The sequence below is a fragment of the Flavobacterium sp. genome (assembly GCF_031422135.1).
GTDB lineage: Bacteria > Bacteroidota > Bacteroidia > Flavobacteriales > Flavobacteriaceae > Flavobacterium.
Genome location: NZ_JANOQD010000007.1, coordinates 1 through 12,480, shown reverse-complemented (window position 1 = coordinate 12,480; position 12,480 = coordinate 1). Strand labels below are relative to the sequence as shown.

13 protein-coding genes and 1 pseudogene are annotated in these 12,480 nt (G+C 32.2%); 7 read left to right on the top strand and 7 right to left on the bottom strand.

What is annotated here, in order from left to right:
- Positions 1–31: 31 nt before the first annotated feature.
- The 4 genes from RMO70_RS01405 to RMO70_RS01390 all read right to left on the bottom strand — a co-directional run bounded on the left by RMO70_RS01405 (position 32) and on the right by RMO70_RS01390 (position 2,709).
- Positions 32–2,071, bottom strand: a complete 2,040-nt coding sequence (locus RMO70_RS01405; RefSeq protein WP_310554635.1) for an ATP-binding protein — start codon at positions 2,069–2,071, stop codon at positions 32–34.
- A gap of 73 nt (positions 2,072–2,144) precedes the next feature.
- Complete coding sequence (locus tag RMO70_RS01400) at positions 2,145–2,300, bottom strand: hypothetical protein (protein WP_310554634.1); 156 nt, start codon at positions 2,298–2,300, stop codon at positions 2,145–2,147.
- Between the two features lie 47 nt (positions 2,301–2,347).
- Entirely contained in the window at positions 2,348–2,503 is a 156-nt protein-coding gene (locus tag RMO70_RS01395; protein WP_310554633.1) for a hypothetical protein, read from the bottom strand.
- Between the two features lie 50 nt (positions 2,504–2,553).
- A complete protein-coding gene (locus tag RMO70_RS01390; RefSeq protein WP_310554632.1) occupies positions 2,554–2,709 on the bottom strand; it encodes a hypothetical protein in 156 nt (51 codons plus the stop codon).
- A gap of 332 nt (positions 2,710–3,041) precedes the next feature.
- Here RMO70_RS01390 and RMO70_RS01385 point away from each other — a divergent pair, with 332 nt between their 5' ends.
- From RMO70_RS01385 to rnpA, 4 genes are all read left to right on the top strand, one after another.
- A complete protein-coding gene (locus RMO70_RS01385; RefSeq protein WP_310554631.1) occupies positions 3,042–3,770 on the top strand; it encodes a metallophosphoesterase family protein in 729 nt (242 codons plus the stop codon).
- A 46-nt stretch (positions 3,771–3,816) separates the two neighbouring features.
- The gene (locus RMO70_RS01380; protein WP_310554630.1) at positions 3,817–4,299 is read left to right on the top strand and encodes a DUF6646 family protein; all 483 of its coding nucleotides are present in this window, start codon (positions 3,817–3,819) and stop codon (positions 4,297–4,299) included.
- Positions 4,300–4,312: 13 nt separating this feature from the next.
- Positions 4,313–4,897 (top strand): PhnA domain-containing protein, encoded by a 585-nt coding sequence (locus RMO70_RS01375; RefSeq protein WP_310554629.1) that lies wholly within the window; start codon positions 4,313–4,315, stop codon positions 4,895–4,897.
- 279 nt (positions 4,898–5,176) lie between these two features.
- Positions 5,177–5,587, top strand: coding sequence for a ribonuclease P protein component (gene rnpA / locus RMO70_RS01370; RefSeq protein ID WP_310554628.1), 411 nt, complete (start codon positions 5,177–5,179; stop codon positions 5,585–5,587).
- A gap of 40 nt (positions 5,588–5,627) precedes the next feature.
- Here rnpA and pckA read toward each other — a convergent pair whose 3' ends face one another.
- Together pckA and RMO70_RS01360 are read right to left on the bottom strand one after the other, a co-directional pair.
- The gene (gene pckA, locus RMO70_RS01365) at positions 5,628–7,253 is read right to left on the bottom strand and encodes a phosphoenolpyruvate carboxykinase (ATP) (RefSeq protein ID WP_310554627.1); all 1,626 of its coding nucleotides are present in this window, start codon (positions 7,251–7,253) and stop codon (positions 5,628–5,630) included.
- A 70-nt stretch (positions 7,254–7,323) separates the two neighbouring features.
- Positions 7,324–7,710 (bottom strand): DUF423 domain-containing protein, encoded by a 387-nt coding sequence (locus tag RMO70_RS01360; protein ID WP_310554626.1) that lies wholly within the window; start codon positions 7,708–7,710, stop codon positions 7,324–7,326.
- 77 nt (positions 7,711–7,787) lie between these two features.
- On the opposite strand from RMO70_RS01360, the gene RMO70_RS01355 reads away from it, so the two are divergent.
- Together RMO70_RS01355 and RMO70_RS01350 are read left to right on the top strand one after the other, a co-directional pair.
- The gene (locus tag RMO70_RS01355) at positions 7,788–9,158 is read left to right on the top strand and encodes a saccharopine dehydrogenase C-terminal domain-containing protein (RefSeq protein ID WP_310554625.1); all 1,371 of its coding nucleotides are present in this window, start codon (positions 7,788–7,790) and stop codon (positions 9,156–9,158) included.
- A 75-nt stretch (positions 9,159–9,233) separates the two neighbouring features.
- Positions 9,234–10,385: pseudogene (locus tag RMO70_RS01350) on the top strand (cystathionine gamma-synthase); the annotation flags it as partial.
- Positions 10,386–10,446: 61 nt separating this feature from the next.
- Here RMO70_RS01350 and RMO70_RS01345 read toward each other — a convergent pair.
- Positions 10,447–11,196 (bottom strand): THC0290_0291 family protein, encoded by a 750-nt coding sequence (locus RMO70_RS01345; protein WP_310554624.1) that lies wholly within the window; start codon positions 11,194–11,196, stop codon positions 10,447–10,449.
- 233 nt (positions 11,197–11,429) lie between these two features.
- Between RMO70_RS01345 and gdhA the strand changes: the two genes are divergently transcribed.
- Positions 11,430–12,480 (top strand): NADP-specific glutamate dehydrogenase (gene gdhA, locus RMO70_RS01340; protein WP_310554623.1); only part of this gene is annotated, 1,051 nt, incomplete at its 3' end.

The following is a 12,480-nucleotide window of genomic DNA, read 5'->3' as shown; positions in this document are numbered from 1 at the left end:
CACGTTTTATTTCAACTGTGAAAGTAAAAATTTAAACTGGGATAATCAAATTTATATAGGTTCCTTTTCCTAATTCTGATTCAATAGTTATCTTGCCTCCAATACTGTTTACTCTGGAGAATATATTTTTTAATCCAATTCCTGCTTTTTCTTTTTTAAGATCAAACCCTACTCCGTTATCCACAATATCAATCTCAATATAATTGTCAGAATTTAATATAATTATGGCGGTGCATTTTTTTGCGTTTGCATATTTATTGGCATTTTGCATAGTCTCTTGAAAAATTCTATAAATATTAATTTTTGTTTTATTGTCAACTACTTCCCAATTTATAAATTCACTCATTTCTAAAACAAACTCTGTTTTTGAGGTTTCGTTTTGAACTTCAAAAAGACTTTCAATCATTATTTTAAAGCTGTCTTTGTCTTTAAAAACATCATTGGCAAGATTATGAGAGATGCTTCTTATTTCTTTTTCAATGTTTTGAATATTATCTATGTGTTTAAGGCATTTTGCAATGGTTTCTTCATCGTTTTTTTTACTTAGAATAAACAAATTAAGTCTTGTGCTGGTTAATTTATTCATTATACCATCATGTAACTCTTGAGAAATTCGTTTTTTTTCTTTTTGTCTGGCCTCATCAATTTTGATTTGTTGCTCTAAAAGCAACTGATATATTTCCTCATTTGCTTTTTGCTGTTGTTGTTCAAATTGCAGTACTTTGTTTCTGGAATGTTGCATTTTAGTTAAATACAGCAAGCCCATTATCGATATTGAAAACAACCCAAAACCAAGTATTATCCAGCGCTGAAATGAAATTCTATCTTTCTCAACTTCAATATCTTTTTTTTGATTGGTAATTTCATCCGTTTCAAATTCGATTCTTGCAAATTTATTCCGAATTGCCCTTTCATTATTTTGAAGGCTATCAGTGAGTTTAATAAATCGGTTATTGTAAAAAGAATCGTTTTTTGGATCGATTTGAGTTAAAAGCTCCAAGGCCTTGAGCTCGTCTTCAAAGATTTTATTTTGACGTGCTTCATTTCTAGCTTGATAGCCATTTTTAAAAGCTTTTAAGGTGTCTTTTTGATCTAAATAATATTCAGCTAGGTTAATTTTGCTAGAAATTATTCCTGGAATATTATTTAAGCTTACTCTTATCTTGTAGGCTTCAATAAATAATTTAAAAGCGACTTGATTTCCTGTTTTGAATTCTGAATAAGCAAGATTGTTAATCAAATTAGCATAGGACAAGTTTTTAGTATTCTTAACTTTTAACTCATTTAAAGCTTTATTGAAATAGTCAATAGCAATTTTATGTTTTTGTTGCTTCTGATAGGTTTTTCCAATATAATTATAGGTCTGTACCTTTAGCAAATCATATTGAGAATCATTCTTTAACTCATTAGTCAAAGTGAATGCTTTATTATAGTATTCAAGGGCACTTTCAGAATTATTAAGCCCGTCAAGAGCGTTTCCTAGAGTGATATAACAATCGTAGACCAACCGAGTGTCTGTTTTTTTCTTTGCTGTTTTTAAAATGGCAATGATGGCGTTTTCACAACCCGAAAAGTCTTTTTCGTAGAACAAGATGTTTGCTTTATAAAGCTTTAACCTATCAATGTTTTCATCATTTTTTAACTGTCCATATGTTTTTTCTGCTTTGCTGTAATAATAATAGGCACTGTCTTTATTAAATTGCTCGTAATGATAGTCGCCTATATATTGTAGGCTTTTAGCTATGGCAAGTGTATCCTTACTTTCAAGAGCTAGTTTTTGTAACCTTCTAGAAGTTTCAACATATTTTTCAGATTCATTAAGATTAAAATACCTATTCGAAAGTTTTAAATAATAGTATCTTGTACTTGAATCATTTACTTCGTTATTCAAAATATTAAATAATGAATCTGCATATACCAAACGTGTGTTTTTGTCTAGTTTGGAATTGTATGATTTTGACAATAAAGTATCAATTGTTTTCTTAGGATTTTCTACAGTTTTACTTTTATCCCTTTGATTACAACTAGTAAAAATAATACTGCATAAAAAAATATAAATTATTTTTTTCAAATTGTAAATTTGTTTTTTGTTTTAACAAATTTACTTAAAAAATATACTTTAAAACAATTTTATTAAGACTCTCTTACTTTGGTTTATCAGGCATTATTGGTGGATCAATTGGAGTATCGGCCTCTGTTGTAAATTGTGGTTTTGTGTTTTCTGTCATTTCATCTGCTGTGCAAGAAGAAAAAGTGATTGTTATTAAAAGAAACGCTAATGTATAAGTGATTGTTTTCATAATGTTAAATTTTGAGGGATTATCTGTTTGCTATTTATCCGTAGTTCTTATTTTGGTTTGTCTGGCATTATTGGTGGATCAATTGGAATATCGGCCGCTGTTGTAAATTGTGGTTTTGTGTTTTCTGTCATTTCATCTGCTGTGCAAGAAGAAAAAGTGATTGTTATTAAAAGAAACGCTAATGTATATGTGATTGTTTTCATAATTTTATGTTTTTTGGTTAGAATATCTGTTTACTATTTATCCCTAGTTCTTATTTTGGTTTGTCTGGCATTATTGGTGGATCAATTGGAATATCGGCCACTGTTGTAAATTGTGGTTTTGTGTTTTCTGTCATTTCATCTGCTGTGCAAGAAGAAAAAGTGATCGCTACTAAAAAAAGTGCGAATGTGTAGGTAACTGTTTTCATAATGTGAAATTGTATAGATTAATATTTTTTAGATTATTTGAAGTAAAGACTGTTGTGGTATTTTACTTTTTATAATTTGTAAAATTATAAAGCTATTTTCGTTCCTGCTTACGGTTTTACCTTAAAAAAAAGTTAATTATATGTTAATTAGAACCAGTGAAATAACGGTTTTTTCAAAAAAAAGTAAGTTTAATACTGTTATATGTTTTTTGATTTTTTCTTGTTTTTACAAAAAAGGCGTTTTTGGTCATTTTATCATCAGTTTATTAAAGTGTGAATTTTAAGTTAACTTATTAGCTAATTTGATGTACTTTTATTCAAAAACTAACCAAATGAGTCGAACATTAGTTGTTGGTGATATACACGGTGGATTGCGAGCCTTAAAACAAGTTATTGAAAAAGCAAATATTACCCTAAACGATACTTTAGTTTTTTTAGGCGATTATGTTGATGGTTGGAGCGAATCCCCTCAAGTAATTGATTTTTTAATAGAATTAGATCAAAAACAAAAATGTGTTTTTATTCGTGGCAATCACGATGAGTTACTTTTAGAATGGTTGTCAGAGAGTAAAGACAATTTAGAATGGTATAAACATGGTGGCGAGGCAACCGTTTTAGCGTATAGCTTCATATCCTCTGAAATAAAGAGGAAACATATTGATTTTCTAAAATCTTTGAAAAATTATTTCATAGACTCAAAAAATCGCCTTTTCGTACACGCGGGCTTTACCAATATGAATGGAGTTGATTATGAATATTTTCCTAAATTACTATATTGGGACCGAACACTTTGGGAAACTGCATTAGCTCTTGATCAAAATATAGAAAAAAATAGTGCATTGTATCCTAAAAGATTTCGTTTATATCACGAAATATATATAGGACACACTCCTGTAACTCGAATAGGTCAAACAATTCCCATTCAAAAAGCAGGTGTTTGGAACATCGATACTGGTGCTGCGTTTCTTGGACCACTAACTATTTTAAATATTGATACTAAAGAATTTTGGCAAAGCAACAACCTACCTGACTTGTATCCTAACGAAAATGGCAGGAATTAATTAAGAACTTACTATATTTGCGGCTATAATTAAAATGAAAAACAAAATGAAAAATTTTATTGTAATGGTATTTATGGTAGCTACAAGTATGGTTAGTGCTCAAGCTTACAAAGGAAAAGGAGATGTTAAAGGTCAAGTTGGCGCCACCTTTCAAGATGGAGCAAATGGAATAAGTATATCTGCTGATTTTGGTATTGGTGAAAATATGTCATACGGATTTGTAGGTTCATACCTACTTTCTGCCAATAGCTTTGCGGAATTTGAAGACAGAGTCGATGTCAAAGCGCGTTTCAATGCGAACCTTGGAAACGTTTTTAAACTGGACGAAAAAATAGATATTTATCCTGGTCTTAATCTAGGATTGCGCAATTTTGGAGCTCATTTAGGGGTTCGTTATTTTTTTACAGATGGATTTGGTTTGTATACTGAAGCGGGAATTCCAATTGCTAGCTATGAAAATAACACCAATGGATTTAAAAATTACAATAACCAGTTTGTTATAAATATTGGTGCTTCTTTCAATTTATAAATAACAAAATGCAATGGGTGTTCTTGAAAAAAAATTAAAAGACCGTAGCAATTCCAAATGCGAAATTAGCGGAATTGAAGAAAATTTGGTTATTTATACGGTTGCTCCAAAAGTAGAAGATACACTAGAGACTTGTTTACTAATTACCCAAAATCTTAAAGATCAAATAGAAAACACCATCACGACAAACCCAAACGATTGGCGTTGTTTGAGTGAAAGTATGTGGAACGAAAATTTACCAGTTCAAATCGTGGCTTGGCGAATGCTTACTAGACTTCGCACCGAAGGATGGCCTCAAGACCTTATTGAAATGATGTATCTAGATGAAGAAGCACTTGAATGGGCTAAAGCAACTGGTGAAGGCGATGACGAAGAAGGGAAAATAATTCATAAAGATTCCAACGGAAACATTTTGCAAGACGGAGATTCTGTGGTTTTAATCAAAGATTTAGATGTAAAAGGAGCCAACTTTATTGCAAAAAGAGGCGCTCCTGTTCACAACATCAAATTAGTTTGGGACAACGCAGAACAGATAGAAGGTAGAGTTGACGGACAGCATATTGTGATTTTAACACAGTACGTTAAAAAAACAAAATAATTTTTTAAAATAATTATAAAAGAGGAAGTCTCAAAACTATCGAGATTTCCTCTTTTTTGTGTTTCTTAACAGAAAAAAATCAATTTTTTAGCCACTAATTAGGGATTTTATATTGATTTTGTCGATTTTTAAGATGTAATACAGTCTCTCTTTTTATTATAACTAAATCACGAAAAATAGTTTCGTTTACATAAAGTTACTTTTTTAAATCATTATAAAACTAGCTTAATGTTAAAATTTATAGTTATGAAACTAAAATGTATTTAATACCTTTACCCCATGAATGATGGTTACCCAATAGAAGAAAAATTAAAAAGCAAAACAACCATTGATTTACTATTTTCAGAAGGAAAATCAGTATCAAAATATCCGTTGCGTTTGGTTTATATTCCTATTGATAAAAATGTTGAAGGAAAAATAAAAATGGGCGTTTCTGTTTCTAAAAAATATTTCAAAAAAGCAGTAGATCGCAATTATTATAAACGTGTTCTGCGTGAAACCTATCGATTAAACAAGACGTTATTGCTGGATAATTTAAACCAAAAATATGCTTTTATGTTTTTCTATCAAACAAAAGACAGGCTTACTTATCAAGAAATCAATGAGAAAACCATTTCTGTTTTTGAAAAATTTAGAATGTTGATTCAATCAGAAAATATGAATACTACAAATAAAAAAGAGTTGCTCTAGGAACAACTCTTTAATAAAATAATTAGAATTAATAACGTAATTATAATTGTGGCCCTGCTTTTACAAGGTTTTTCCCTTCTTCGTTATCCGTATATTGAACAAAGTTATTGATGAATTTTTTAGCTAAATCTTCTGCTTTAGTGTTCCATTCTGAAGCTGTAGCATACGTTTTCCTAGGGTCTAAAATATCAGTATTTACTCCTTCAAGAGTAGTTGGAACTTCTAAATTAAAAACAGGAACCATTTCAGTAGTTGCTTTTTCCATTGAACCATCCAAAATTCTATCAATAATAGCACGTGTGTCTTTGATAGAAATTCGTTTTCCTGTTCCGTTCCAGCCAGTATTTACCATATAGGCAGTGGCTTTATGCTGTTCCATTTTTTTTACCAATTCTTCGCCATATTTTGTAGGATGAAGTGATAAAAATGCTTTTCCGAAACAAGCGGAAAATGTTGGTGTTGGTTCCGTTACACCTCTTTCTGTTCCAGCTAATTTTGCTGTAAAACCAGATAAAAAGAAGTATTTAGTTTGTTCTGGTGTCAGTTTTGAAACTGGAGGTAAAATTCCAAAAGCATCTGCTGTTAAGAAAATTACTTTGGTGGCATGTCCCGCTTTAGAAACAGGGGTTACAATGTTATCAATATGGTTTATTGGGTACGAAACTCTTGTGTTTTGTGTCACAGATCCGTCTTTAAAATCTATTTTTCCATTCGCATCAACCGTCACGTTTTCTAATAACGCATTCTTGCGAATTGCTTTGTAAATATCTGGTTCGTTTTCACGACTTAAATCGATTGTTTTAGCATAACAACCGCCTTCAAAGTTAAAAACACCATCGTTATCCCAACCGTGTTCGTCATCACCTATCAATTCCCGTTTTGGATCTGTAGATAAAGTGGTTTTTCCAGTACCTGATAGTCCAAAGAAAACAGCCACATCGCCATCAGCACCTTTATTTGCAGAACAATGCATCGATGCCATTCCTTGCAATGGCAAGTAATAGTTCATCATCGAGAAAAGTCCTTTTTTCATTTCGCCACCATACCAAGTACCACCTATTAGCTGAATTTTTTCAGTCAAATTGAAGGCAACGTATACTTCTGAATTTAATCCGTGAGCAGCAAAATCTTTAAATTCGGTTTTAGAACCATTCATAACCACAAAATCGGGTTCTCCATAGGTTTCCATTTCAGCATCAGTTGGACGAATAAACATATTTTTAACAAAATGTGCTTGCCAAGCTACTTCCATTATAAAACGAACTTTAAGACGTGTGTTTTCATTGGCACCACAAAAAGTATCTACTACAAACAATCTTTTACCAGACAATTGGTTCACCGTAGTTTCTTTTAAAGCATTCCAAGTGTTTTGTGTGATGGCTTTGTTGTCATTTACTGCTTTGTCAGAAGTCCACCAAATTGTATTTTCGGTAACAGCGTCTTTAACAATATATTTATCTTTTGGGGATCGACCAGTAAACTCTCCAGTCATAACATTCACAGCACCCAATTCAGTTAGCTGTCCTTTTTCGAAACCTTGAAGTGTAGGGTTTAGTTCTTCTTCGTATAAAAAATCAAACGATGGATTGTGAATGATTTCTTGAACATTTGTAATTCCGTATTTTTCTAACGAAATCGATTTCGTAATCTGGGTGTATGTTTCCATAAAAAGTGATATGTGTTGAATACTAATACAAAATGCAAAAGTATAAATATTATTGAAACGAAAATCAATATTAGGATTTTTTTACAACGATGTAGTAAAATGTTACTCCCCAAGAAAAAATTAAAAATAATCCTCCAATAGGTGTAATTGGACCCACAAACTTAAAATTAATTCCAGTAATAGCGGTAGTTGTTAGCAGAAATATGGAAAAAGAAAACAGAATTGTCCCAAATAGAACCAAACTGTAAATTATTTTCTTCTGTTTTGAGTCAATTAGTTGATTTGTAGCTATAAAAAGTAAAAATAATGCGTGATACATCATAAATTTAACCCCAGTTTCAAACGAAGAAAGTTGGTCAACTTCTAAAATTTTTTTTAAGGTATGAGCTCCAAAAGCACCCAATACAATTGAAACAAATCCAAAAACAAGTGCTGTGAGTGTAATTTTTTTATCCATAAACGGTCAATTAATTGAATTATACCCTCAAAAATATAACATTTCATTACATTTGCGTGACTTTTTTAGAAAACAAAATGAGAAATGTACTTATTATTGGTGCGGGTCGTTCCGCATCGTCCCTTATAAAATACCTTTTAGACAAATCTGAAAGCGAAAATTTGCATCTTACCATTGGTGATTTATCTTTGGCTTTAGCCCAAAAGAAAACACACAACCATAAAAATGCGACTGCCATTGCATTAGATATTTTTGATGAAAATCAAAGAAAAACGCAAATTCAAAAAGCCGACATTGTTATTTCAATGTTACCAGCTCATTTGCATATTGAAGTGGCTAAAGATTGTATCGTTTTCAAAAAACATATGGTGACCGCTTCTTACATAAGTGATGCGATGCAAGCATTAGATGCTAAAGTAAAGGAAAACAATCTTGTTTTTATGAACGAAATTGGTCTTGATCCCGGTATCGACCATATGAGTGCAATGAAAATTATTGACGAAATTAGGGATAAAGGTGGTAAAATGATACTTTTTGAATCTTTCTGCGGTGGATTAGTTGCCCCAGAATCAGACAACAATCTTTGGAATTACAAGTTTACTTGGGCACCTAGAAATGTGGTTTTGGCGGGTCAAGGTGGCGCAGCAAAGTTTATTCAAGAAGGTACTTACAAATACATTCCATATCATAAATTATTTCGTAGAACCGAGTTTCTCGAAGTAGAAGGTTATGGTCGTTTTGAAGGATATGCCAATCGTGATTCTCTAAAATACAGAAGCATTTATGGTCTTGACGACATTTTAACGTTATATCGGGGTACTATTCGTAAAGTGGGATATTCAAAAGCTTGGAATATGTTTGTACAACTGGGAATGACAGACGATTCGTATGTTATTGACGATTCTGAAACCATTAGTTACAGAGAGTTTGTCAATTTATTTTTGCCCTACCACCCAACAGATTCTGTCGAAATAAAGTTAAGAATGCAACTTGGAATCGAGCAAGACGACATTATGTGGGATAAATTGCTAGAGCTTGATTTATTTAATAAAAACAAAACGGTGGGTATAAAAGACGCCACACCTGCCCAAATTCTAGAAAAAATTCTTACTGACAAGTGGACTTTGCAAGAAAACGACAAGGATATGATTGTAATGTATCATAAATTTGGTTACGAACTCAACGGAAAACAACATCAAATAGACTCCAAAATGGTTTGCATAGGAGACGACCAAACCTATACCGCTATGGCAAAAACAGTTGGTTTGCCTGTTGCAATGGCAACTTTACAAATTTTAAACGGAAAAATTACTACTCCAGGAGTTCAATTACCTATAAAAGAAGAAGTTTATTTGCCTATTCTAAAAGAACTAGAGCAGTTTGGGATTCATTTTAAAGAGACTGAAATGACCTATGTAGGTTACAATCCTGATAAAGTTAAAAACTAATTTTATCGCTATTTCTTATGTTAAAACACGTAACAACTCTTTTTAACTTATTATCTTTACCATAAAAATTACAACAAAATGAAATTCAATACCAAAACCATACACGGTGGTCAACACCACGATCCAAGTACAGGAGCTGTAATGCCACCTGTTTATCAAACCTCAACATTTGTACAGACGAGTCCAGGACAACCTTTGAACCCAGATTACGAATACAGTCGTGCAGCTAATCCAACCCGTTCGGCATTAGAAAACGCATTAGCAAGTATAGAAAATGGCGTTCGTGGATTGGCGTTTTCATCAGGTTTGGCAGCTACCGATTGTGTTTTACGCTCTTTCAAAACTGGTGATGAAATTATTGCTATGGACGATTTGTATGGTGGAACTTATAGAATGTTTACTCGTATATATAAAGATAGTGGCATAAAATTTCATTTTGTAGATATGAATGATATGGAGAAATTCAAATCATTAATCAATACAAACACAAAATTAGTTTGGGTAGAAACACCAACGAATCCGTTAATGAAATTAGCTGATATTCAGGAAATTGCAAAAATTACCAAACAACACAACATCTTATTTGCTGTAGATAATACTTTTGCTACACCTTATCTTCAGAAACCATTGGATTTAGGCGCTGATATTGTAATGCACTCAGCAACCAAGTATCTTGGTGGACATTCTGATGTGATTGCAGGAGCCTTAATTGTAAAAGATGAAGCATTAGGCAATCAACTGCACTTTCAACAATTTGCAACAGGAGCAACACTCGGCCCAATGGATAGTTTTCTGGTCTTAAGAGGAATTAAAACATTGCATCTAAGAGTGCAAAGACATTGTGAAAACGGAACTAAAATCGCAGATTTTCTCTTAAATCACCCAAAAATAGAACGAGTGTATTATCCAGGATTGCCTTCGCATCCGTACCACGAAATTGCAAAAAAACAAATGATAGGTGGTTTTGGTGGTATGGTAACCTTTACATTCAAATCCAAAAAGAAAGAAGATGCCATTTCTTTTTTAGAAAAAGTAAATGTATTTACCCTTGCTGAATCGTTAGGTGGTGTAGAATCGTTAGCAAATCATCCTGCTTTAATGACACACGCATCAATTCCTGAAGAAAAAAGAAAAGAAATAGGAATTACAGATGATCTTGTTCGATTGAGTGTAGGAATCGAGGATATCGAAGACCTTATTGCTGATATCAAACAAGCATTAGAATAAATAAGAATCCCGATACTAATAGATTAAGTATCGGGATTCTTATTTTTATACTAAAATTATTTTACTCAAAATAATAAACATATCCAAAATTGATTATTGTAGACCAGTCATTAGATTTGTTTTCAGTATATATTCTTCTATTTGGATTTAAACCATCAACCCAGTCAGAAAAATAATATTGAGCTTTAAAATCTACAGTTAATGCATCGTAATTTGATAATTTGTATCGTGTTCCAATACTGGTACTAATTGAAGCTACAGATCCACCTTCGTTTCTATAGGCACCCAAATATTTAGTTGGAGTAGTTTGAGAATTTCCCAAAGGACCATTTAATGAAAATGCTGTAGTGTCATAATAGTTAATTTGAGCACCAAAGCTAATGTATGGCGAAAACCGATAACCACGTCTGTAATCGTCAGTTCTAAATGGATAGAACTCTATTTGAGAACCCAAACTTAGTGTTTGCGTTTTACCTCTCATCCCCTTTAGTTGGTTTTTAAAAACACTGTTCCCTTCCACATATTTTCCATAATGTTTTAAGTCACTTTTCATAAAGTTAAGATCTAGTCTTAATTTAAAATACTCTCTAATACTTCTGGTGTTTTCGTTTGGCGTTAAATAATAGTAGACTCCTATATTATATCCATTATTATTAATGTAGTTATCGAAATTGTTTCTTTGCCCGTAATCAGACTGAAAAAAAACAGGCCCTGCTAAAAACCCTATTTCTTTGTAGTTTCTACCGTATTGAGCTTGAGTAAAATTAAAGCTAAATACCAATATTGAAGTAATTAAAATTTTATTTAACATTTGAGGTGGTTTTGCAAATAATAAACAAATGTATAAAACAAGAATTAATTATTCATCTAAAATATAAATAAGTTGAAGAAATGACAACAAAAAATTAACAATCCTCCTTTTTATTGATTTCTTAAACAATTTATAATTGTTTTAATATAAAAAAATTGGCTATATTTTTATAAAATGTATATTTGCTGTCCGTAACGAAAACGTTTTCTTAAAACGTTAATAATCTATAAATCATGTCACAAAGTATTGATGCTTTCATCGAAGCAGTAGGTAAAAGAAACCCGAATGAACCTGAATTTATGCAGGCAGTTAAAGAAGTTGCAGAAACTGTAATTCCTTTTATTGAAAAAAATAAAAAATATGAAGGCAAAATGCTTTTAGAAAGAATGGTCGAAGCAGAACGTGTTATTATGTTTCGAGTGGTTTGGCTTGACGATGCTGGTAATACACAAGTAAACCGTGGATACCGCATTCAAATGAATTCTGCTATTGGTCCGTACAAAGGAGGAATTCGCTTTCATCCATCTGTAAACCTGAGTATTTTGAAATTTTTAGCTTTTGAGCAAACATTCAAAAACAGCTTAACTACTTTACCAATGGGTGGAGGAAAAGGTGGAGCAGATTTTGATCCAAAAGGAAAATCAGACAATGAAATTATGAAATTCTGCCAATCATTTATGACAGAATTATCGAAGCACATTGGTGCTGATACGGATGTCCCAGCTGGAGATATTGGTGTTGGAGGACGTGAAGTAGGATATATGTTTGGTCAATACAAACGTTTAAGAAACGAATTTACAGGAGTTTTAACTGGAAAAGGAATTTCTTTTGGAGGCTCACTTATTCGTCCTGAAGCAACAGGTTATGGCGATGTGTATTTTGCTCAAAGTATGTTACAAACTAAAGGAACTAGTTTTTCTGGTAAGACCGTTGTAGTTTCTGGTTCAGGAAACGTTGCTCAATATGCTGCTGAAAAAGCAACGCAATTAGGTGGAAAAGTAGTTACTTTATCTGATTCAGCTGGATATATTTATGACGAAGCTGGTATCGATGCCGAGAAATTAGCTTACGTTATGGAAATCAAAAATGTAAACTATGGTCGTATAAGCGATTATTTGACAAAATATCCAAACGCAAAATATGTAGCTGGAAAACGTCCTTGGGAAGTAAAATGTGATATTGCATTACCCTGTGCTACTCAAAACGAATTGAACGCAGACGAAGCTAATATGCTTGTTGCTAATGGATGTATTTGTGTTTCCGAAGGAGCAAACATGCCTACAA

Excerpts from the sequence above, each read along its gene's own strand:
- RMO70_RS01400 (WP_310554634.1), bottom strand. The coding sequence starts at position 2,300 with ATGAAAACAATCACTTATACATTAGCGTTTCTTTTAATAACAATCACT.
- RMO70_RS01395 (WP_310554633.1), bottom strand. The coding sequence starts at position 2,503 with ATGAAAACAATCACATATACATTAGCGTTTCTTTTAATAACAATCACT.
- RMO70_RS01390 (WP_310554632.1), bottom strand. The coding sequence starts at position 2,709 with ATGAAAACAGTTACCTACACATTCGCACTTTTTTTAGTAGCGATCACT.
- RMO70_RS01385 (WP_310554631.1), top strand. The coding sequence starts at position 3,042 with ATGAGTCGAACATTAGTTGTTGGTGATATACACGGTGGATTGCGAGCC.
- RMO70_RS01380 (WP_310554630.1), top strand. The coding sequence starts at position 3,817 with ATGAAAAATTTTATTGTAATGGTATTTATGGTAGCTACAAGTATGGTT.
- RMO70_RS01375 (WP_310554629.1), top strand. The coding sequence starts at position 4,313 with ATGGGTGTTCTTGAAAAAAAATTAAAAGACCGTAGCAATTCCAAATGC.
- rnpA (WP_310554628.1), top strand. The coding sequence starts at position 5,177 with ATGAATGATGGTTACCCAATAGAAGAAAAATTAAAAAGCAAAACAACC.
- pckA (WP_310554627.1), bottom strand. The coding sequence starts at position 7,253 with ATGGAAACATACACCCAGATTACGAAATCGATTTCGTTAGAAAAATAC.
- RMO70_RS01360 (WP_310554626.1), bottom strand. The coding sequence starts at position 7,710 with ATGGATAAAAAAATTACACTCACAGCACTTGTTTTTGGATTTGTTTCA.
- RMO70_RS01355 (WP_310554625.1), top strand. The coding sequence starts at position 7,788 with ATGAGAAATGTACTTATTATTGGTGCGGGTCGTTCCGCATCGTCCCTT.
- RMO70_RS01345 (WP_310554624.1), bottom strand. The coding sequence starts at position 11,196 with ATGTTAAATAAAATTTTAATTACTTCAATATTGGTATTTAGCTTTAAT.